The organism is Kitasatospora cheerisanensis KCTC 2395 (assembly GCF_000696185.1).
Classification (GTDB): domain Bacteria; phylum Actinomycetota; class Actinomycetes; order Streptomycetales; family Streptomycetaceae; genus Kitasatospora; species Kitasatospora cheerisanensis.
Genome location: NZ_KK853997.1, coordinates 4,027,565 through 4,047,887, shown reverse-complemented (window position 1 = coordinate 4,047,887; position 20,323 = coordinate 4,027,565). Strand labels below are relative to the sequence as shown.

The window sequence follows — 20,323 nt, the reverse complement described above, 5'->3', positions numbered from 1 at the left end:
GACAGAGCGTGCCCGAGGTGATCTCAGTGATGCTGGTCGGCCTGACGGCGGGCCACGTACGCGGCGACCTGGGTCCGGCGCGCCATTCCCATCTTCGCCAACAGGCTGCTGACGTAGTTTTTTACGGTTTTTTCAGCCAGGTGCAGCTCATTGCCGATCTGCCGATTCGTCATCCCCTCGCCGATCAGATCGAGGATGCGGCGCTCCTGTTTCGTCAACTCCGCGATCCGCTCGTCCTCCTTCTCGCCCCCGTCGCGCAGCCGTGCGAGCACCCGACTGGTGGCGACCGGGTCGAGCAGCGATTTACCGGCGGCGACGTCGCGCACCGCGGAGAGCAGGTCGGTGCCGCGGATCGCTTTCAGGACATATCCGGAGGCCCCCGCCATGATCGAGTCGAACAGCGCCTCGTCGTCCGAGAAGGAGGTGAGCATCAGGCATTTCACCGACGGGTGGTGGGAGCGGATCTCCCGGCACACCTCGACCCCGTTCCCGTCGGGCAGTCGGACGTCCAGCACCGCCACGTCCGGGTGGACCGCGGGGATCCGGGTCAGTGCCTCGGCGGCCGTTCCGGCCTCTCCGACCACCTCGATGTCGCCCTCCGTCGAGAGCAGGTCGTGCACGCCCCGACGGACCACTTCGTGATCATCGAGGAGAAACACCCGGATATGTCCGTTATCTGTCATTTGCAAAGCCTCGCACAAATCGATGGGCGTTACCCCCTTTCGCAGCGGGCCGCGCCCGGATACCGTGCGCTGGTGTCCTGACGGGAAGGTAAGCCGCGTCACATCGTCGGTTTCCCCACCGGAGAACAACTAGGACGTCCTAGCGCAAGAGCGCCAAGGGGTGTCGCTGGGTAACGTTCTCGTGAGGGACGCCGTCGGAAAGGGAACACCGCCTGCCGCGACTGGCGCGCACACCCACGCGCGCGAGCCGGGAGGCGACCGGACCGGCCACCGGCGACCCCGGGCGGCCGGACAGACCGAGGAGTGAACGTGACCGTCAAAAGCACGACGAGGGCGCGCAAGAAGGCCGCCCCCGGCGTCCCTGACAAAACCAGCGCCGGCTCCGCCGCGCCGGAGCTCGTACAGCTGCTCACTCCGGAGGGCGACCGGGTCGAGCACCCGGACTTCCCGCTCACCGTGACGCCCGAGGAGCTGCGCGCGCTCTACCGCGACCTGGTGCTGGTCCGCCGCTTCGACGCGGAGGCCACGTCTCTCCAGCGTCAGGGCGAACTCGGCCTGTGGGCCTCGCTGCTGGGCCAGGAGGCCGCCCAGGTCGGCTCCGGCCGGGCGATGCGCCCGGGCGACTACGCCTTCCCCACCTACCGCGAGCACGGCGTCGCCTGGTGCCGTGACGTCGACCCGCTGAACCTGCTCGGCATGTTCCGCGGCGTGAACAACGGCGGCTGGGACCCGAACGAGAAGAACTTCCACCTCTACACCATCGTGATCGGCGCGCAGACCCTGCACGCCACCGGCTACGCGATGGGCATCACCAAGGACGGCGCGGACGACGCGGTGATCGCCTACTTCGGCGACGGCGCCTCCAGCCAGGGCGACGTCAACGAGGCCTTCACCTTCGCCTCGGTCTACAACTCGCCGGTGGTGTTCTTCTGCCAGAACAACCAGTGGGCGATCTCCGAGCCCACCACCGTCCAGACCCGCATCCCGCTGTTCCGCCGCGCCTCCGGCTTCGGCTTCCCCGGCGTCCGGGTCGACGGCAACGACGTGCTGGCCTGCCTCGCGGTCACCCGCTGGGCGCTGGACCACGCCCGTACCGGCCAGGGCCCGGTGCTGGTGGAGGCGTTCACCTACCGGATGGGCGCGCACACCACCTCCGACGACCCGACCCGCTACCGGCAGACCGAGGAGACCGAGGCCTGGAAGGCCAAGGACCCGATCCTGCGGCTGAAGGCGCACCTGGAGAAGGAGGGCCTCGCCGACGAGGCGTTCTTCGCCGAGGTCGAGGCCGAGAGCGAGAAGCTGGGCCTGCGCGTCCGCGAGGGCGTCCGGTCGATGCCCGACCCCGACCCGACCCTGATCTTCGACCACGTCTACACCGAGCCGCACCCGCTGGTGGACGAGGAACGCGCCGAGTACGAGGCGTACGCCGCCTCCTTCGAGGGGGAGCAGCACTGATGGCCGGCCAGCTCAGCATCGCCAAGGCGCTCAACGAAGCGCTGCGCAAGTCGCTGGAGAACGACCCGAAGACCGTCCTGATGGGCGAGGACATCGGCAAGCTCGGCGGCGTCTTCCGGATCACCGACGGCCTTCAGAAGGACTTCGGCGACGACCGGGTCATCGACACCCCGCTCGCCGAGTCCGGCATCATGGGCACCGCGATCGGCCTCGCGCTGCGCGGCTACCGCCCGGTGGTGGAGATCCAGTTCGACGGCTTCGTGTACCCGGCCTTCGACCAGATCGTCTCCCAGCTCGCCAAGATGCACGCCCGCGCGCTCGGCCACGTCAAGATGCCGGTCACCGTCCGCATCCCGTTCGGCGGCGGCATCGGCGCGGTGGAGCACCACAGCGAGTCGCACGAGGCGTACTTCGCGCACACCGCCGGCCTGCGGGTGGTCAGCCCGTCCAACGCGCACGACGCGCACTGGATGCTGCGCCAGGCCATCGAGTCGGACGACCCGGTGATCTTCCTGGAGCCCAAGCGCCGCTACTGGGACAAGGGCGAGGTCGGCGAGGACCCGATGCTGCCGCTGCACTCGGCGCGCATCGTCCGGCCCGGCACCGACGCCACGCTGATCGCCTACGGGCCGATGGTGAAGGTCTGCCAGGAGGCCGCCAAGGCCGCCGAGGAGGACGGCCGCCGGCTGGAGGTGGTCGACCTGCGCTCGCTGTCGCCGATCGACTTCATCACCCTGGAGGAGTCCGTCAAGCGCACCGGCCGCGGCATCGTGGTGCACGAGGCCCCGGTCTTCCTCGGCCTGGGCGCGGAGCTCGCCGCCCGGCTCACCGAGCGCTGCTTCTACCACCTGGAGGCGCCGATCCTGCGGGTCGGCGGCTACCACGCCCCGTACCCGCCGTCGCGGGTCGAGGAGACCTACCTGCCCGACCTCGACCGTGTGCTCGACGCTGTCGACCGCGCGCTCGCGTACTGAGCGGGGACGAACATGAGCAACGGAACGCTCCGCGAGTTCAAGATGCCCGACGTGGGCGAGGGACTCACCGAGGCCGAGATCCTCACCTGGTACGTCAAGCCGGGCGACACCGTCACCGACGGGCAGGTGGTCTGCGAGGTGGAGACCGCCAAGGCCGCGGTCGAGCTGCCGATCCCGTTCACCGGCGTGGTCGAGGCGCTGCACTTCCCGGCGGGCACCACCGTCGACGTGGGCACCGCGATCATCGCGGTGGCCGTCGAGGGCGCCGCGCCGGCCGAGGCCGCCCCGGCCCCGGCCGCCGCTCCGGCGGCCGCGCCCGCCGCGGCGGAGACCGAGCCGGAGCGCCGCGAGGTGCTGGTCGGCTACGGCCCGCGCACCGGCTCGGTGCAGCGCCGGGCCCGCCGCACCAACGGCGCGGCCCGGCGGCCCCGGTCGCGCCCGCCGCGCCGGTCGCCCAGCCCGCTCCGGTCGCTCCGGTCGCCCAGGCCGCGCCGGTCGTCGTCGCGGAGGGGGAGCGCCCGCTGGCCAAGCCGCCGGTGCGCAAGCTCGCCAAGGACCTCGGCATCGACCTGCGCACCGTGCTGCCGACCGGCCCGAACGGCGTGATCACCCGCGAGGACGTGCACGCCGCGGCGGCCACCGCCGCCGAGGCCGTCGTCGAGCCGGCCGCCGCGCCGGTCGCCCCGCAGGCCGCCGCCCCGGTGGCCGAGCAGCCCGCGCTGCCGGCGACGACCGCGGCCGGGGACGTCCGGGTGCCGGTCAAGGGCGTCCGGAAGGCCACCGCGCAGGCGATGGTGGCCTCGGCGTTCACCGCGCCGCACGTCACCGAGTTCGTCCAGGTCGACGTGACCCGGACGATGAAGCTGGTGCGCAAGCTCAAGGAGAGCGGCGAACTGGGCGCCGGGGTGCGGGTCAGCCCGCTGCTGCTGGTCGCCAAGGCGCTGCTGACCGCGATCAAGCGGCACCCGGAGATCAACGCGAGCTGGGACGAGGGCGCCCAGGAGATCGTCATCAGGGGCGCGGTGAACCTCGGCATCGCCGCGGCCACCCCGCGCGGGCTGATCGTCCCGAACATCAAGGACGCCGGCTCCAAGACGCTCTCCCAGCTGGCCGTCTCGCTCGGCGAGCTGGTGGAGACCGCGCGGCAGGGCAAGACCTCCCCGGCGGACATGTCCGGCGGCAGCGTCACCATCACCAACGTCGGCGTGTTCGGCGTCGACACCGGCACCCCGATCCTCAACCCCGGCGAGGCCGCCATCCTGGCCTTCGGCGCGGTGCGGGAGCTGCCCTGGGTGCACAAGGGCAAGGTGGTGCCGCGGCAGGTCACCACGCTGGCGCTGTCCTTCGACCACCGGCTGGTCGACGGCGAGCTCGGCTCCAAGGTGCTGGCGGACGTCGCCGCGATCCTGGAGTTCCCGAAGCGCCTGATCACCTGGGGCTGACCGGCCCCGGCCCGCCGGGCCCGCTCCTCCGCGGAGCGGGCCCGGCGCGTTCCCGCGACGGGTCAGCCGCGGGCGGTCCGCCAGGCGGCGTGGGCCAGGGCGTGGAAGCCCTCGGTGCCGGGCCGGTCCAGGCCGAGCGCGCCGGCCAGCAGTGCGGCGGTGGCCGGGCGCGGGCCGGCCGTGCCGCGTTCCAGGTCGGACAGCGTGCGGATGCCCAGGCCCGCCTTGTGGGCGAGTTCCTGCTGGGTCAGCCGGGCCCCCTGCCGCAGTGTTCGCAGGGCCTGTCCGAATGCCCTGCGCGGGTCCGTCTCCGGCCCGTTCTCCATGTCAGCCGCCTTTCCCCCCTGGTGATTCACGTCCGGCAGGGTATCCCGCCGGGCGGCGGCCCGTTCGCCGTTCCAACTGCATTGCGGGCATTCGGAATTGGCAGCGCCGGTCGGTCCGGGCCGGTGATTGTCGACGCCTTCGGCGGGCGCGCCGCGCATTGCGCCGCCCGAGGGAGTTTCGGGCCGGCCCCGCCGCTCCCGGGACGGCGATGGGTACGTCTGTGCGACCAGCCACCCGCGCAGCCAGGCCGGGTGTCGTCGCAGCGAGGACCCCGCGTATGCCGCCTGGTGCTCCCGGCCCCGTGATGCGCTCCGCGGCCGCTCTGCTGCTGGCCGCCGCCGCCGTGCTGCCCGCCGTGGTGGAGCTGGCCTCGCCCTCGCCGTCCACCGCGATAGGACCGCCGCTGCCGGGGCCGGACCGGGCCGCGCCGCCCGCCTCCCGGCCGGACCTGCGGGCCCCGGGGCGCCCGCCGTCGACCTGCGGATGACCGGCGACCCGGCCAACCGGATCACCCTGGTGCTGCTGGGCGACGGCTACACCGCCGACCAGCAGCAGCTGTTCCGGGAGCAGGCGGACCGGGCCTGGCACGCGCTGCTGGAGATCGAGCCGTTCCGCACCTACCAGGGGCTGTTCAACATACGGCGGGTGGACGTGGTCTCCCCGGTGCCGGGGATCGCCGAGAGCGAGAGCGCCGGCCGGTCGCTCTCCACCCCGCTGGGCATGCACTTCTGGTGCGAGGGCACCGCCCGCCTGCTGTGCGCGGACGAGGCCGCCACCGCCCGCTGGGCCGGGCAGGGCGAGGGCCCGCAGTACCTGATCGCGCTGGCCAACTCGACCGAGTACGGCGGGGCCGGCGGCACCGGGGTGACCACGCTGGCCGGCGGCAGCCCGGACGCCGGGCGGATCATCCAGCACGAGATCGGCCACACCGTGGGCGCGCTCGGCGACGAGTACGACAGCGCCCCCGGCGACCCGGACTACCCGAACCTGTCCGCGGTGGACGCCGAGGAGATGGCGCGGGACAAGGTCAAGTGGTGGCGCTGGCTGGGCGCCGTCTCCCCGGACGGCGGCGGCCCGGTGGGCGCGTACCGCAGCGCCAACGGGCTGTACCGGCCGACCGAGGACTCGGTGATGCGGACCCTCGGCGGGACGTACAACCTGCCGTCCCGGGAGGCGATCGTCGAGCAGCTGTACCGCCAGGTGAGGCCCGCGGACGAGCCCGAGCCGGCTCCCGGGCAGGTGGCGGGCCGGCCCAAGCTGCACGTGCGCCCGCTGGCGCTGACCGGGGCGCGCCAGCTGCGGATCGAGTGGACGGTGGACGGCCGGCCGGTGGAGGCCGGCACCGCGGACGGCACCTGGCTGGACACCGCCGCGCTCGCGCTGGCGCCCGGCCGCCGGCACACCGTGACCGCGACCGTCCAGGACACCACCGACTGGGTGCGCGACGAGGCCTTCCGGGCCCAGTACATGACCCGGACGGCGAGCTGGACGATCAGCGGCTGAGGCGGTCCGGCACCCTGGCGGAAAGATCAGGTCATGGGATGACTAGCCTGGTTCCACTATGAGCGTGGACCCCGCCCCCGCAGCACCGTCCCTGTCCGTACCCGCTCCCCGCGCCGCCGCCGGGCTCCGCACCGCCGAGCTCCGGGCCGCCGTCCCGCACCCGCCCGGCGGGCGGGCCGCCTGGTTCGCCTGGGCGGTCGGCGTCAGCGTCTACGTCCTCGCCGTGGTGCACCGCACCAGCCTCGGGGTGGCCGGGCTGGACGCCGCCGCCCGGTTCGGGATCGGCGCGTCCGCGCTGTCCACCTTCTCGATCCTGCAGGTCCTGGTGTACGCCGGGATGCAGATCCCGGTCGGCCTGCTGGTCGACCGGATCGGCCCGCGCCGGGTGCTGCTGCTGGGCGTGGCCCTGATGAGCGCGGGGCAGCTGGCGTTCGCGTTCTCCACCGCGTTCGCGCCCGCGCTGGCGTCCCGGGCGGTGCTCGGCTGCGGCGACGCGATGACCTTCATCAGCGTGCTGCGGATCGCCGCCCGCTGGTTCCCGGCCGCCCGCAACCCGTTCGTCGCCCAGCTCACCGGCCTGGTCGGCACCGGCGGCAACCTGTTCACCACCGTGGTCCTCGCGCAGGCCCTGCACACGGCCGGGTGGAGCACCACCTTCGGCGCCATCGCGGCCACCGGCGTGCTGGTGTTCGTCGCCGTGCTGGCGCTGCTGCGGGAGGCCCCGCCCGGGGCGCCCGCGTCCGTGCCGGTGCCGCCGCAGGGCGGCCGGCTGCCGGTGGGGCGGCAGATCCGCGCCGCCTGGTCCGAGCCCGGCACCCGGCTCGGCATGTGGGTGCACTTCACCACGGCGTTCCCGGCGTCCGCGTTCGGACTGCTGTGGGGGCTGCCCTACCTGGTCGAGGGCCAGGGCATGTCCCGGGCCGGCGCGGGCGGGCTGCTCAGCCTGCTGGTGCTCAGCAGCATGGCGTTCGGCCTGCTGTTCGGCCGGCTGATCTCCCGCTCGGCCGCGCTGCGGCTGCCGGTCACCTTCACCGTGCTGGCCGCCACCGCGCTCTGCTGGACCGTCACCCTGGCCTGGCCGCAGGGCCGTCCGCCGCTGTGGCTGCTGGTGGTGCTGGTGCTGGTGATGGGCAGCAACGGCCCGGCCTCGCTGATCGGCCTCGACTACGCCCGTGCCCACAACCCGGCCGAGCGGATGGGCACCGCGTCCGGCATCGCCAACATGGGCGGCTTCATCGGCGCGATGATCACCCTGCTCGGCATCGGCGTCCTGCTGGACGCGCTGGCCGACCCGGGCAGCGACAGCTACGGCGCGCACGCCTACCAGTTGGCGTTCTGCTTCCAGTTGCTGCCGCTGCTGCTCGGGACGGCGATGATCCTCCGGCTGCGGCGGAAGGTGGCCGCGGCCGGCGGCTGACGGGGCGTCAGGGGGTGCTGGACAGGTGGGCGAGCACCCGGAGGCCGAGCTCCTGGTCGCCGACCACGTTCACCAGCGCGGTCTCCGGGTGGACCCGGCCGCAGCACAGCCGGACGAAGGTCTGCCAGTCCATCGACAGCTTCACGTCCGGGTCCGCCGCCGCCGACTCGTCCATGCTGCCGGTGCCGTCCGCGCCGATCCGGACGGTGCGCTCGAACGGCAGCGCGCCGGACACGTCGAACACCACGGTGCTGCCGATCGGCGCGCCCGCCTCCTTGGCGACCTGCTGCGGCAGCGACTTGATCAGCCAGTCCCTGGTCACCACCGCGGCCGGCGAGTCCAGGTTGCCCGGCTCCTGCAGCGCCCGCCGCAGGTCCTGCTCGTGCACCCAGACGTCGAAGGCCCGGAGCAGCAGCAGTGTGGCGTACGGGACCTCCCGGGAGAGCGGGCCGGCCGGCCAGCGCACCAGGTCGGTCGGGCCGTAGCGGGCGTTGCGCAGCGCCCGGGAGCGCCGGATGACCGTGTACTCCAGCTCGCTGGTCAGCTCGATCGGGGTGTGGCAGCGGCGCTTGTCCACCGGCAGTTCCATGTACCGGGTGAACTCGTTGGTGACGTGCCGCAGGTCGCGCGGCAGGGCGTGGATCGGCCGGGGGTCGCCCAGCAGCTCCGACTCGACGCCGATGATGTGCGACACCACGTCGCGCACCGACCAGCCCGGGCACTCGGTGGCCCGGTTCCACGCGTCGGTCGGCAACGGGGCGAGCAGCTCGGATATGGACTCGATCGACTGCGTCCACGCATCGGTGTACGCCTGCACGGTCTGGTTGTCCGTCACGGGTATCTCCGGCCCTCCGTCAGCTTGCGTCCCACGCCGCCCGAGCTGCCAAGACCTCCGCACGGACGCGCATACGGCACGTTACGCTGCCGGGTGAGAGCAGGGCAGCGCTTTCGGGTGACGATCGTAGGACTCTTGTCGTGGACGGTGGTACTGTGCGCGCTTCATTGATCCAACTCGCGGTCTCGGACTCCGAGCCGGCCGCCGAGCGGCGGGCCAGGGCCGCGGCGCTGGTCCGCGCCCAGAACGGCGCCGACCTGGTGGTGCTGCCCGAGCTGTGGCCGGTCGGCGGCTTCGCCTACGACGCCTGGTCGGACGGCGCCGAACCGCTCGACGGGCCGACCGCCGAGACGATGTCGGCCGCCGCCCGCGCGGTCGGCTGCTGGCTGCACGCCGGTTCGATCGTCGAACGCGATCCCGACGGGCCGATCTACAACACCTCGCTGCTGTTCGCGCCCGACGGCGAACTCGTCCGCACCTACCGGAAGATCCACCGCTTCGGCTTCGACACCGGCGAGGCCGTCGTGATGGGCGCCGGCCAGGAGATCGTCACCGCAGACGCCGGCTCCGCCACCCTGGGCCTGGCCACCTGCTACGACCTGCGCTTCCCCGAGCTGTTCCGGGCCCTGCTGGACGCCGGCGCCGAACTGCTGGTTGTCCCGGCCGCCTGGCCGGCCCGGCGGGCCGAGCACTGGAACCTGCTGGCCCGCGCCCGCGCCGTCGAGGAGCAGGCGTTCGTGCTGGCCTGCAACACCGCCGGCACCCACGGCGGGGTGGAGCAGGCCGGCCGCAGCCTGGTCGTCGACCCGTGGGGGCGGGTGCTCGCCGAGGCCGGGCCGGACGAGCAGGTGCTCACCGTCGAGTTCGACCCGGCCGAGGTCGCCAAGTGCCGGGCCGAGTTCCCGGTCCACCGGGACCGGCTGCTGGGCATCCCGGCACCGGTCCAGCGCTGACATTTGGCCGACCTCGCCGTACCTTGGTCCGGATTGACCATTCCGGGGTACTCTGTGCGCGTTTCGGGAGCTGGGACCGGCCGACAACGGCACGGCCCGGAGAGGGGGGCGGCGATGAACGCTGCGGGAGCCGGGAGCGGGCGCGCCCTGATCCGCCGCAACAGCCTCCGCGAACAGATCTCCGACGCCCTGCGCGACGAGATGATGGCCGGCCGGCTGCCCGCCGGCCGCAACTTCACCGTCAAGGAGATCGCCGAGATCTACGGCGTCTCCGCCACCCCCGCCCGGGAGGCCCTGGTCGACCTCGCCGCCCAGGGCCTGCTGGTCAGCGAACCCCACCGCGGCTTCACCGTCCCCGAGTTCACCTGGGACGACTTCCTGGAGATCTTCGAGGCCCGGGCCCTGCTCACCGACAACGCGCTGCGGCACCTCGGCAACCGGGTCCACCCGTACGACTGGTCCCGGACGGCCTCGCTGCGCCGCCGCGGCGACGCCGCCACCCGCGCCGCCCGGGCCGGGCACCTCGACGTGCTGGTCGGCTGCGACCTGCGGTTCTGGCAGGAGGCCGCGGCCATCCTGTGCAACGAGCGGATCGCCGACTACCTCGGCTGGCTGCGCGTCCAGTCCTGGATGTTCGCCGCCCCGCACCTGCGGGCCGCCGGCGAACTCGGCGGCACCTGCTGGGACCGGCACGGCGAACTCGTCGACCGGATCGAGGCCCGCGACCACGACGGCGCCCGACGGGTCGTCAACCACTACAACCTGTTCACCGTCGAGCTCCTCGCCGGCCTGCTCGGCCGTTCCCTCGACGGGCTCTCCATCCTGCGACTGCTGCGCGAGGACCAGCCCGAACCTGACGCACCGTCGGCCGGTCCCCCCGCGCCCGCCGACCGGGGCGCGGCCCAACAGCAGCCCGCCGCCGTCGGGTTGGGACGGGTGCCGCTGCCCAGGTTCGTGCCGCCCGGCCGCTTCACCCGGTCGTTCCGGCCGGGGCGCGGGGAGCCCGCCACGGGCCGGTAGGGTTGGGGCCCGTTGCCCCGCCCACCCGAGAGGATGAGCCGGCCCATGGCCTGCGACCTCTGGCTCGTCCCGCTCGTGGACGTGCTCGCCCACAGCCCCGAGAACCCGTTCCGGGACGACCTCGACCGCTACAACGGGGTGCTCGCCCAGTACGGGCTGCCGCCCGTCCCGGTCAACCCCTACGTCCCCGGCTTCTCCGGCGACGTCGAGACGATAGCCGCGTTCGACTACGACTCGCTCCACTTCCTGCGCCGCGCCTACCTGTTGGGCCTCACCGGCTTCGAGGTGACGCCGGTGGACGCGCTCGGCAGCGACTACGAACAGCTCCTGGAGATGTTCGAGGCCACCGCCGAACAGTCGCACCTGGTCTGGCACTTCGACCACGCCGGGGCCTACGTGCCGGTGGACTTCGCGGTGCCGCTGGTCGCCGACGAACTGCTCGCCGCGGGCGGGCCGTTGGGCTCCTCGCAGGGCCTGCTCCGCGAACTCCAGGCGGTGGCACCGCTGTTGGGCATCGACCCGCTCAACCCGCCCGCCCCCACCCGCCCGCTCGGCCCCACCCCGCTGGAACAGCCCTTCGGTCCCCCGATCGACGACTTCCAGCACCCCTACGCGAGGGAGCGCCACGCCTGGGCCGGCCTCTACTCGGCGGCCACCCGCAGCGTCACCCAGAGCTCGATGATCGTCTTCGCGTAGCGGGAGCTGCCGCCGGGGGCGCGGGGAGCGGGCCGGGAGGCGCCCTCCACGCGCCCCTGTTCGCGCGGGCCCTCAGCGCAGCGGGCCCTCCGGGGGACGCTGGCGCGGCATGGTCGGCCGCGTCCCCGGCGGGGGGAGGATGCGGACCTGCGCCCCGGTGCCGCCCTCGCTGCGGCCGCCCCAGATCCCCGGTGCCTGGGTGGGGAGTTGGCTCATCCCGGCGCGGAACTCGAGCATCCACTCGGAGGTCTCGGCGCGGACCAGGTCGGAGACGTCCTCGCAGAAGCGCCGCAGCACGCCGAGGCAGCGTTCGGCGGCCTCGCCGGCGGTGCCCTCGGTGGGGCCCAGGACCTCCCGGACGCACTCCGAGGCCCAGTCGAACTGGAAGGCCTCCAGGCGGCGTTGGAGCGCCTGCGAGGTGGAGACGTCGCGCATCCAGCCGGAGGTGAGCCCGAAGGCGCGGTCGGCGACGAGCGAGGCGGCGGCCAGGGCGAGTCCGGCGTAACCCCATTCCAGGGCGTGCGGGAGCAGGTCGGTGAGGGAGACGATCGGGGCGGTGGCGCCGCCGACGGCGAACACGCCGGCGGTGAACCGGAGCAGGCGGGCCCAGCGGCGCTTCCAGACCCGGTCGCGGCGGTACCACTCGATGGCCTCGACGGCGCGCTCCTCCGACCAGCGGTAGAGCTCTTCGAGGCGTTCGGCGGGCTCTCCCCAGTCGCCGAGCGGGAATTGACGGGCGCTCAGGTCGGTGCGGCGGCGGGTGTGGATCCGCCCGCCGGAGCCGGGGACGGGCTGGTCGTCATCGGCGACCTCTTTGCCCCAAGGACTCTCCTCGGGCTGCATTTCCGGCTGGCTCACCTGTGGCGCTCCCTGTGGCGGGGTGACTGCGGAGGCCCGGCGGGGTACCGGGACTGACGGTACGGACTTCGGTCGGTGCGGGCGGGGCGGAGCCGCCCATGCTGCCGTGCCCGGCGAGCGGCCGGGTCCTTGTCCAACAGCACTTCTTACCGCCAAATGGCTGACCGTGGGGGCGCTTCCGCAGTGATCGTTATGTGATTTCACCTCCGGAAGCCGAGGTGGGAAGGGTTGCCCCGCCCGGCCGGATTTCACCCGTCCGAGCGAAGTGCACAGGGGCGGTCGGCATGACCGCGCGGACGGCCGGGAAAGGCCCTGTGCATTCCCATGAACGGGGGCCCCGGATCGGCCCGGCGCCTGGAGCTTCGCACGGAGCCGCCGACGGTCCGGGAGCGGCCACCGACTAGGCTGCCGGTCGTGAAGGTCCTCGTCATCGGCGGCGGCGCCCGCGAACACGCCCTGTGCCGCTCCCTGTCCCAAGATCCCGCTGTCACCGAGCTGCACTGCGCCCCGGGCAACGCCGGGATCGCGCGGGTGGCCGCCCTGCACCCGGTCGACCAGTTGGACGGCGCGGCGGTCACCGCGCTGGCCCGGGAACTGGCCGCCGACCTGGTCGTGGTCGGCCCGGAGGCCCCGCTGGTGGCCGGCGTCGCCGAGCCGCTGCGGGCGGCCGGCTTCCCGGTGTTCGGCCCCGGGGTGGAGGCCGCGCAGCTGGAGGGCTCCAAGGCCTTCGCGAAGGACGTGATGGCCGCGGCCGGCGTCCCGACCGCGCGGTCCTACGTGTGCACCGGCGAGCAGGAGGCCGCCGAGGCGCTCGACGCGTTCGGCGCCCCTTACGTGGTGAAGGACGACGGCCTGGCGGCCGGCAAGGGCGTGGTGGTCACCGAGGACCGCGCCGTCGCGCTGGAGCACGCCAAGGCGTGCGAGCGGGTGGTGATCGAGGAGTACCTGGACGGCCCGGAGGTGTCGCTGTTCGCGATCACCGACGGCACCACGGTGCTGCCGCTGGTCCCCGCGCAGGACTTCAAGCGTGCGCTGGACGGCGACCAGGGCCCCAACACCGGCGGCATGGGCGCCTACACCCCGCTGCCGTGGGCCCCCGAGGGCCTGGTCGACGAGGTGCTGGCCACCGTCCTGCAGCCGACCGTCGACGAGCTGCGCCGCCGCGGCACCCCGTTCTCCGGCCTGCTGTACGCGGGCCTGGCGCTGACCTCGCGCGGCACCCGGGTGATCGAGTTCAACGCCCGGTTCGGCGACCCGGAGACCCAGGTCGTGCTGGCCCGCCTGCTGACCCCGCTGGCCGGCGTCCTGCTGGCCGCCGCCAACGGCACGCTGGCCGAGCTGGAGCCGCTGCGCTGGTCCGAGCAGGCCGCGGTCACCGTGGTGATGGCCTCCGAGGGCTACCCGGCGAACCCGCGCACCGGCGACCCGATCGACGGCCTGGACGCGGCGGAGGCCGACGGCACCGCGTTCGTGCTGCACGCCGGCACCAAGGAGGGCGCGGACGGCGAGGTGCTGACCGCGGGCGGCCGGGTGCTGTCCGTCACCGCCACCGGCGCGGACCTCGCCGAGGCCCGGAGCAAGGCGTACGCGGGCGTCGCGAAGATCTCCTTCAAGGGCGCCCAGCACCGCACCGACATCGCCGCGAAGGCCGCGCAGTAGCGGACCGCGTCCCCACGGGGCGCTGCGACCGGACCGACCCGTCCGGACGCAGCGCCCCGTGGCGTTTCCCGAGGTCGCGGCTGCGGGGGCGGTAGGTCGGAAAACCAGTCCTTCGGGTGATCTGTTGGTCATCCTGCTGACGGGGCGCGAGCCCGCGCCGTAGGGTGCGCTGCATCGTGCAGGGGCGGGGGCGCCGGCGCGGGCGCGGCTCGTCGCCACCGACGCGCCCGGGGGATGCTGGCTGCGGAGGCGCGCCCGCCGCGGTGTCACCAGGACGGGTGGAATCCCCGGGGTTCCGGAACACCCGCCCGTACCGGGGCGTCGAGACTGGCAGGAAAGCGCCACGCGAGTCGCACCACCGGGTTCGGCACCCGCCGCTTCCCGTACCGGAATTGATCGAGTCGAGTCGGCTGCGAAGGGGGTGCCGCGGCGATGGCTGCAGTGGACACCGCACGCGCACGAGCCCGGGCCGTCCTGCGTCTTCGCGGGCGGGCCGTGGCCGCCGCCGCGCTGCCCGCCGCCTGTGCGGCGGTGCTGCTGGTCGGGCGGTTCACCGGACGGATAGGCGCCGCCGGGTCACCGGACGCCCCGCTCTGGGACGGCATCCGCTGGGCGGTCGGCGCGGTCGCCGCGCTGACGCTGCTGCTGGCCGCGCTGGTGGCCCGCTCGCACCGCCGGGCCGTCCCGCCCGTCACCCCCGCCGTGCCGCTGACCAGGGCGGACGCGCCGGAGCTGTACCGCCTGATCGAGGAGCTCGCCGACCGGCTGGAGGTCCCGGCGCCCGCCGCGATCGCGCTCACGCCGGACTGCGACAGCTGGCTGGAGGAGCCGCACCGCCGCGGGCGCGCCGAGCCCGGCGCGCCGGTGCTGGTGATCGGCTCCCCGTTCCTGTGGTGGATGCGCGCCGGTGAACTGCGCGCCCTGCTGGCCCCCGTGGTGGCCGGCACCGCGGCCGCGGCCGATCCGGAGATCGCCGCCGCCCGCCGCTGGATCCGCACCCTGGACGCGGCGCTCGGCGACCGGCACCGCGGCCCCGCCGCGCTGGTCGACCGGGTCAACCGGCGGCTGCTCGGCGGCTGCCGGGAGCACTCGGCGGAGCTGGAGCACGCCGTCGCCGCGTGGGCCTCCGAGCAGGCCAAGGCCGTCGACTACGGGCTGCGGATCGCCGCCCAGCAGCAGGTCGGCCTGGCCTACGCCGGCTGGGACCGGCTGCTCACCCGGGTCGCGCTGCCCGCCTGGCGGCTCGGCCGGCACCCCTCGCACCTGAACGCGGGCGTGGTCGCCGCGCTCACCGAGCTCTCCCGCCGCGACCGGCTGGCCGACGGCTACGAGAACCGGCTGGGCGACCGTCCCGCCTGCGACCTGCTGGAGGAGCCCGGCCTGATCGACACCCGGGTGTCGCTGCTGGCCGCCGAGCTGCTGCACGAGGAGCCGGCCGGCGGCTGGCAGCAGCTGGACTGGGAGGACTACCCGGAGCAGGTGGTCGACCGGGGCTGGCGGGAGAGCGCCGCCGCCCTGCAGGCCGCCCTCGGCGACGACCGCCCGCACACCGGCCCGGCGCTGGACAAGCTGCTGGCCAGGCTGGCGGCGGGGGAGGCGGAGGCCCTGGCGGCCGCCCTGGCGGGGAGGGTGGCGCGCGCCGCCGAGGTCGCGCCCCCTCTGCCCCCAGTGCGCGGCGGACGCGACCTGCTGGTCGAGCACCTCACGGCCACCGTCTGCTGCGCCGCGGTGGACGCGGGCACCGCGAGCCCCGGCCTGGACTGGCTGGACGGCCCGGTCCTGCTGTCCCGCGCGGCGCCCCGCGCGGAGCTGGCCCCGGCGGTGGCGGCGGCCGCCGAGGCCGGGCAGGACGGCCCGCTGCGGGCCTGGCTGGAACGGGCGGGCGCGCGGCTGGAACGCCCGGTGCGGCTTTCCGGCTGAATTTCCGAAAGATCCCGGGAAACCCGGTTTCTCCGGTACCAATTGCTACGGTGGGGTCACACTGCGCCAGCAGACTGTGGTGTGCTGGCTTGCACGCACATCCGCATGGCAAATGCCAGGCTCGGCGGATGGGCTCGGGTGGGGAGGGCGTGTGGGGACGGAATCCAACCGCCGGTGGGAGTCCGGCACGCTGGCGCACGGGGCAGCGGACCCGTTCGGCCAGGGCCCGCTGCCGTGGCTGCGCAGCCCGGACCACTACCTGGCGGACGGCGAGGGCGCGGTGCCCTGGTACGTCAGCGTGGACGCGCCCGGGCAGCAGCCGCTGGAAGGGGCGGCACGGCCGCCGCGGCCCGAGGTGAGCGGGCCGAGCAACGCCGACGACGTGCGCCGGCAGATCAAGGGGTTCGCCTCGGGCGGCGTCGTGCGGCCCGGCGGGTCGGTGGACTTCCGGGTGACCGTCCACCCGCCGCAGGAGTTCCAGGTCGACGTGTACCGGATCGGCCACGACGGCGGCGACGGCGCCCGCCAGGTCTCCTCCAGTCCGCTGATCGCCGGGCTCGCCCAGGCCGCCCCGATGGTCGCCGACCGGACCGTCTCCTGCCACCACTGGTGGCAGTCCTGGCGGCTGCAGATCCCGAACGACTGGCGGCCCGGCGCGTACGTGGCGGTGCTGACCACCGCCGACGGCGGCCACCGCAGCCACATCCCGTTCACCGTCCGGGGCTTCGACCCGGCGGACCTGCTGCTGGTGCTGCCGGACGTGACCTGGCAGGCGTACAACCTGTTCCCGGAGGACGGGCACGTCGGGGCCAGCCTGTACCACGCGTGGGACGCGGCGGGGCGGCTGGTCGGCGAGGAGGAGGCGGCGGTCACCGTCTCCTTCGACCGGCCGCACGCCGGGGCCGGGCTGCCGCTGCACGTCGGGCACGCGTACGACTTCATCCGGTGGGCCGAGCGGTACGGCTACGACCTGGGCTACGCCACCGCGACCGACCTGCACGCCGGGCTGGTCGACTCGGCGAAGTACAAGGCGCTGGTGTTCCCCGGGCACGACGAGTACTGGTCGGAGCCGATGCGGCGGGCCGTGGAGCGGGCCCGGGACGGCGGCACCTCGCTGGTGTTCCTGTCCGCGAACTCGCTGTACTGGCGGGTCGAGCTGACCGCCGGGGCGAACGGCGAGCCGTCCCGGATGCTGAACTGCCGCAAGCGGCAGAAGGTCGCCGCCGACCACCCGGCCGCCGGGGTGCCGGGCGCGGCCAGCGCGCTGTGGCGGGACGCGGGGGAGCCGGAGCAGCACCTGCTGGGCATCCAGTACGCGGGCAGCGTGCCCGCGCCGGTGCCGCTGGTGGCCCGGAACACCGCGCACTGGCTGTGGCAGGGGACGGGCCTCGCCGAGGGCGAGGAACTGCCCGGCCTGGTGGCCGGCGAGGCCGACCGCTACTACCCGAAGGTTGCGCTGCCGGTCCACACCGAGCGCACCCTGCTGGCGCACTCGCCGTACCGGGACGCCCTGGGCCGGCTCACCCACCAGGAGACCTCGCTGTACCGGGCGCCCAGCGGCGCGTACGTGTTCGCGGCCGGGACGTTCGCCTGGTCGCCCGCGCTGGACCGGCCCGGGCACACCGACGAGCGGATCCAGCGGGCCACCGCCAACCTGCTCGACCAGCTGTGCAAGGAGGGGCGCACCGGCCCCTGACCGGCGGCTCGTGAAAGACTCCCCGCAGCAGAGCCCCCCAGCTGTGAGGACGTTACGACCGTGAGCGGATTCGTCACCAAGCCCGAGCCGGTCCAGGTGCCCGGCCTGGTCCACCTGCACACCGGCAAGGTGCGCGACCTGTACCGGGACGGCAACGGCAACCTGGTGATGGTGGCCAGCGACCGGACCTCCGCCTACGACTGGGTGCTGCCCAACGAGATCCCCGACAAGGGCCGGATCCTCACCCAGCTGTCGCTGTGGTGGTTCGAGCGGATCGCGGACCTGGTGCCCAACCACGTGATCTCCACCGAGCTGCCCGAGGGCGCCCCCGCCGACTGGGCCGGCCGCACCCTGATCTGCCGCAGCCTGGAGATGGCGCCGGTGGAGTGCGTGGCCCGCGGCTACCTGGCCGGCTCCGGCCTGGAGGAGTACCGGGCGGCCCGCACGGTGTGCGGCATCGCGCTGCCGGAGGGCCTGGACAACGGCTCCGAGCTGCCCGCGCCGATCTACACCCCGGCGCTGAAGGCCGAGGTCGGCGAGCACGACGAGAACGTCCCCTACGAGGAGACCGCCCGCCGGATCGGCGCCGAGCTCGCCGCGACGCTGCGCCAGACCACCCTCGCCGTGTACACCCGGGCCCGCGAGATCGCCCGCGAGCGCGGCCTGATCCTCGCCGACACCAAGTTCGAGTTCGGCCTGCTGGACGGCGAACTGGTCATCGGCGACGAGGTGCTGACCCCCGACTCGTCCCGCTACTGGCCGGCCGACGAGTGGCAGCCCGGCCGCGACCAGCCGTCCTTCGACAAGCAGATCATCCGCGACTGGCTGACCTCGCCCGCCTCCGGCTGGGACCGCAAGAGCGAGAACCCGCCGCCGCCGCTGCCCGCCGAGATCGTCGAGCACACCCGGCAGCGCTACATCGACGCGTACGAGAAGCTCACCGGTCTCGCCTGGAAGTGACGCCGCGCCGCGGCCGGCTGTGACGGGCCGTCACAGCCAGCCGTGCTCGCGGGCGATCCGCACCGCCGCGTGGCGGTTCTCCGCGCCGAGCTTGCCCGCCGCCGAGGACAGGTAGTTGCGCACGGTGCCCTGGGACAGCGAGGCCCGGTCGGCTATCTCCGCGATCGAGGAGCCGTCCGCGGCGAGTTCCAGCACGTCCGTCTCGCGCGGGGTCAGCGGGGAGTCGCCGGCGCTGATCGCCTCTGCGGCGAGCTCCGGGTCCACGTAGCGGCCGCCGGCCCGGACGGTGCGGATGATCCCGGCCAGGTCGGAGGCCGACACCGTCTTCGGCAGGAAGCCGCGCACCCCGACCTCCAGGGCCCGCTTCAGGTAGCCGGGCCGGCCGTGGCCGGTCACGATCATCACCCGGCAGTCCGGCAGCCGGTGCCGCAGTTCGGCGGCCACCTCCAGGCCGTCCAGGCCCGGCATCTGCAGGTCCAGCACCGCCACGTCCGGGCGGTGCGCGGCGGCCATCGCCAGCGCCTCCGGGCCGGACGCCGCCTCGGCGACCACCGTCAGGTCGTCCTCCAGGGCGAGCAGCGCGGCCAGCGCCCCCCGGATCAGATGCTCGTCGTCGGCGAGCAGTACCCGCACCCGGTCCGTCACGCCACTGACTCCCTTGCTGCCATCGGTAGTTCGGCGGTCACCCGGAACCGCCCGGGGCCGGGACCGGCCGCCGTCAGGGTGCCGCCGTGGGCGGCGAGTCGCTCGCGCAGGCCGCGCAGGCCGCTGCCCGCGCCCTCGGTGCGGGCCGGCGGGACGGCGGGCACCCCGTCGTTCTCCACCTCCAGCACCGCGGCGCCGCCGGACACCCGCAGCCGGAACGTGCAGTTGGCGGCCTCGGAGTGCCGCAGCACGTTGGTCGCGGCCTCCCGCACCACCCAGCCGAGCACCGACTGCGCCTCGGCGGGCAGCGCGTCGGCGCCGGACAGCTCGGTCCGGCAGTCGACGTTCGCGGCGCGCAGCACCGAGGCCGCGCCGATCAGTTCGGTGTGCAGCTCGACGGTGCGGTAGCCGCGCACCACCTCGCGGACCTCGCGCTGCGAGTCCTGCGCGATCCGCTGGACCTCGGTCATCTGGTCGACCGCCTCCGGGCGCTGACGGCGCGCCAGCTGCACCGCCAGCTCGCTCTTCAGCGCGATGGTGGCGAGGTTGCGGCCGAGCACGTCGTGCAGGTCGCGGGAGAACCGCAGCCGCTCCTCGGCGACCGCGAGCCGGGCCTGCGCCTCCCGGGCCCGGTCCAGTTCCCAGACGACCTTCGCCATCCAGGCCGAGCAGCGGGCGGCGGCCGCGGCCATCGCCGAGCCGACCACGCTGCCGACGGCGATGCCGACCACCGCCGCCGCCGGGGAGCCCGCCAGGGTCGGCAGCACCGTCAGCGCGGCCACCAGCGCGACCCCGCCGGACAGCGCGTACCGGGTCGGCAGGGCGATCGCCGCGGCGGTGATCCAGCAGGTCGCCGACATGGTGGCCATGACGCCGGGGGCGGCCGCGGCGGCCGGGGCGTCCGGCGCGTTCGGGGGGCCCATCAGCACCGCGGCCAGCGTCAGGCCCACCGACAGCGCCGCCGACAGCGCCGCCCAGCCGTACGGGTGCGGGCGGCGGCCGAGGTACGCGGCCAGGCCGGTGCGGAACAGCACGATGTTCAGCGCGCCCGCCACCAGCATGCCGAGCACCACCAGCCGGAAGCCGGCCGGCAGTTCGTCCTGCTGGGCGGCGGCGGCCACCGAGCCGAGCGCCAGCAGCGGCTGGGCCACCGCCACGATGTACAGCGACCACCGCACGTACAGCTCGATGCGCTGCGGTTTGGACATCGCCTGCCAGCGGCGGATCGGTCGTGGCCTGCTCACCCGCACGGCGTGGTTCCCTCTTTCCCGAGCTTCTCG

General features: G+C 74.2%; 18 protein-coding genes and 1 pseudogene. 13 read left to right on the top strand and 6 right to left on the bottom strand.

Annotated elements, in window-relative coordinates:
- Positions 1-23 precede the first annotated feature (23 nt).
- Positions 24-683 carry a response regulator gene (locus tag KCH_RS18405; protein ID WP_035864363.1) on the bottom strand — a complete coding sequence of 220 codons (660 nt, stop codon included), beginning with the start codon at positions 681-683 and terminating at the stop codon, positions 24-26.
- Positions 684-992: 309 nt separating this feature from the next.
- On the opposite strand from KCH_RS18405, the gene pdhA reads away from it, so the two are divergent.
- The 3 genes and pseudogenes from pdhA to KCH_RS18390 all read left to right on the top strand — a co-directional run bounded on the left by pdhA (position 993) and on the right by KCH_RS18390 (position 4,554).
- Complete coding sequence (gene pdhA, locus KCH_RS18400; protein ID WP_035864359.1) at positions 993-2,138, top strand: pyruvate dehydrogenase (acetyl-transferring) E1 component subunit alpha; 1,146 nt, start codon at positions 993-995, stop codon at positions 2,136-2,138.
- Positions 2,138-3,112 (top strand): alpha-ketoacid dehydrogenase subunit beta, encoded by a 975-nt coding sequence (locus KCH_RS18395; RefSeq protein WP_035864356.1) that lies wholly within the window; start codon positions 2,138-2,140, stop codon positions 3,110-3,112. The genes pdhA and KCH_RS18395 overlap by 1 nt, the downstream gene beginning before the upstream one ends.
- Before the next feature lie 12 nt (positions 3,113-3,124).
- A pseudogene (locus tag KCH_RS18390) lies at positions 3,125-4,554 on the top strand (dihydrolipoamide acetyltransferase family protein).
- Positions 4,555-4,616: 62 nt separating this feature from the next.
- Here the strand turns inward: KCH_RS18390 and KCH_RS41420 are convergent.
- Positions 4,617-4,880, bottom strand: coding sequence for a helix-turn-helix domain-containing protein (locus tag KCH_RS41420; protein WP_035864354.1), 264 nt, complete (start codon positions 4,878-4,880; stop codon positions 4,617-4,619).
- A 278-nt stretch (positions 4,881-5,158) separates the two neighbouring features.
- Between KCH_RS41420 and KCH_RS18380 the strand changes: the two genes are divergently transcribed.
- The 3 genes from KCH_RS18380 to KCH_RS18370 are packed head-to-tail and all read left to right on the top strand — an operon-like array spanning position 5,159 to position 7,801.
- A complete protein-coding gene (locus KCH_RS18380) occupies positions 5,159-5,368 on the top strand; it encodes a hypothetical protein (protein WP_157032098.1) in 210 nt (69 codons plus the stop codon).
- Positions 5,365-6,384, top strand: a complete 1,020-nt coding sequence (locus tag KCH_RS18375; RefSeq protein ID WP_035864351.1) for a M64 family metallopeptidase — start codon at positions 5,365-5,367, stop codon at positions 6,382-6,384. Before KCH_RS18380 ends, KCH_RS18375 begins: the two co-directional genes overlap by 4 nt.
- A 58-nt stretch (positions 6,385-6,442) precedes the next feature.
- Positions 6,443-7,801, top strand: coding sequence for an MFS transporter (locus tag KCH_RS18370; RefSeq protein ID WP_035864349.1), 1,359 nt, complete (start codon positions 6,443-6,445; stop codon positions 7,799-7,801).
- A gap of 7 nt (positions 7,802-7,808) precedes the next feature.
- Here the strand turns inward: KCH_RS18370 and KCH_RS18365 are convergent, their stop codons facing one another.
- The gene (locus tag KCH_RS18365) at positions 7,809-8,636 is read right to left on the bottom strand and encodes a maleylpyruvate isomerase family mycothiol-dependent enzyme (protein WP_035864347.1); all 828 of its coding nucleotides are present in this window, start codon (positions 8,634-8,636) and stop codon (positions 7,809-7,811) included.
- 155 nt (positions 8,637-8,791) lie between these two features.
- Here KCH_RS18365 and KCH_RS18360 point away from each other — a divergent pair, with 155 nt between their 5' ends.
- From KCH_RS18360 to KCH_RS18350, 3 genes are all read left to right on the top strand, one after another.
- Positions 8,792-9,589, top strand: a complete 798-nt coding sequence (locus KCH_RS18360; RefSeq protein WP_035864344.1) for a carbon-nitrogen family hydrolase — start codon at positions 8,792-8,794, stop codon at positions 9,587-9,589.
- A 114-nt stretch (positions 9,590-9,703) separates the two neighbouring features.
- Positions 9,704-10,609, top strand: a complete 906-nt coding sequence (locus KCH_RS18355) for a GntR family transcriptional regulator (protein ID WP_063750166.1) — start codon at positions 9,704-9,706, stop codon at positions 10,607-10,609.
- Positions 10,610-10,654: 45 nt separating this feature from the next.
- On the top strand, positions 10,655-11,305 hold the full coding sequence (locus tag KCH_RS18350; protein WP_035864342.1) for a hypothetical protein: 651 nt from the start codon (positions 10,655-10,657) through the stop codon (positions 11,303-11,305).
- Between the two features lie 72 nt (positions 11,306-11,377).
- Here the strand turns inward: KCH_RS18350 and KCH_RS18345 are convergent, their stop codons facing one another.
- Positions 11,378-12,163, bottom strand: a complete 786-nt coding sequence (locus KCH_RS18345) for an SLATT domain-containing protein (RefSeq protein WP_035864340.1) — start codon at positions 12,161-12,163, stop codon at positions 11,378-11,380.
- A gap of 414 nt (positions 12,164-12,577) precedes the next feature.
- On the opposite strand from KCH_RS18345, the gene purD reads away from it, so the two are divergent.
- The 4 genes from purD to KCH_RS18325 all read left to right on the top strand — a co-directional run bounded on the left by purD (position 12,578) and on the right by KCH_RS18325 (position 18,398).
- Positions 12,578-13,822, top strand: a complete 1,245-nt coding sequence (purD, locus tag KCH_RS18340) for a phosphoribosylamine--glycine ligase (protein WP_035864337.1) — start codon at positions 12,578-12,580, stop codon at positions 13,820-13,822.
- A 432-nt stretch (positions 13,823-14,254) separates the two neighbouring features.
- Positions 14,255-15,742, top strand: coding sequence for a M48 family metalloprotease (locus KCH_RS18335; protein ID WP_051653192.1), 1,488 nt, complete (start codon positions 14,255-14,257; stop codon positions 15,740-15,742).
- A gap of 151 nt (positions 15,743-15,893) precedes the next feature.
- Entirely contained in the window at positions 15,894-17,438 is a 1,545-nt protein-coding gene (locus KCH_RS18330) for a N,N-dimethylformamidase beta subunit family domain-containing protein (RefSeq protein ID WP_035864332.1), read from the top strand.
- 60 nt (positions 17,439-17,498) lie between these two features.
- The gene (locus KCH_RS18325; RefSeq protein ID WP_035864330.1) at positions 17,499-18,398 is read left to right on the top strand and encodes a phosphoribosylaminoimidazolesuccinocarboxamide synthase; all 900 of its coding nucleotides are present in this window, start codon (positions 17,499-17,501) and stop codon (positions 18,396-18,398) included.
- Positions 18,399-18,428: 30 nt separating this feature from the next.
- Here the strand turns inward: KCH_RS18325 and KCH_RS18320 are convergent, their stop codons facing one another.
- A complete protein-coding gene (locus KCH_RS18320; protein ID WP_035864327.1) occupies positions 18,429-19,043 on the bottom strand; it encodes a response regulator transcription factor in 615 nt (204 codons plus the stop codon).
- A complete protein-coding gene (locus KCH_RS18315; protein ID WP_244305362.1) occupies positions 19,040-20,287 on the bottom strand; it encodes a sensor histidine kinase in 1,248 nt (415 codons plus the stop codon). The genes KCH_RS18320 and KCH_RS18315 overlap by 4 nt, the downstream gene beginning before the upstream one ends.
- Positions 20,288-20,323 lie beyond the last annotated feature (36 nt).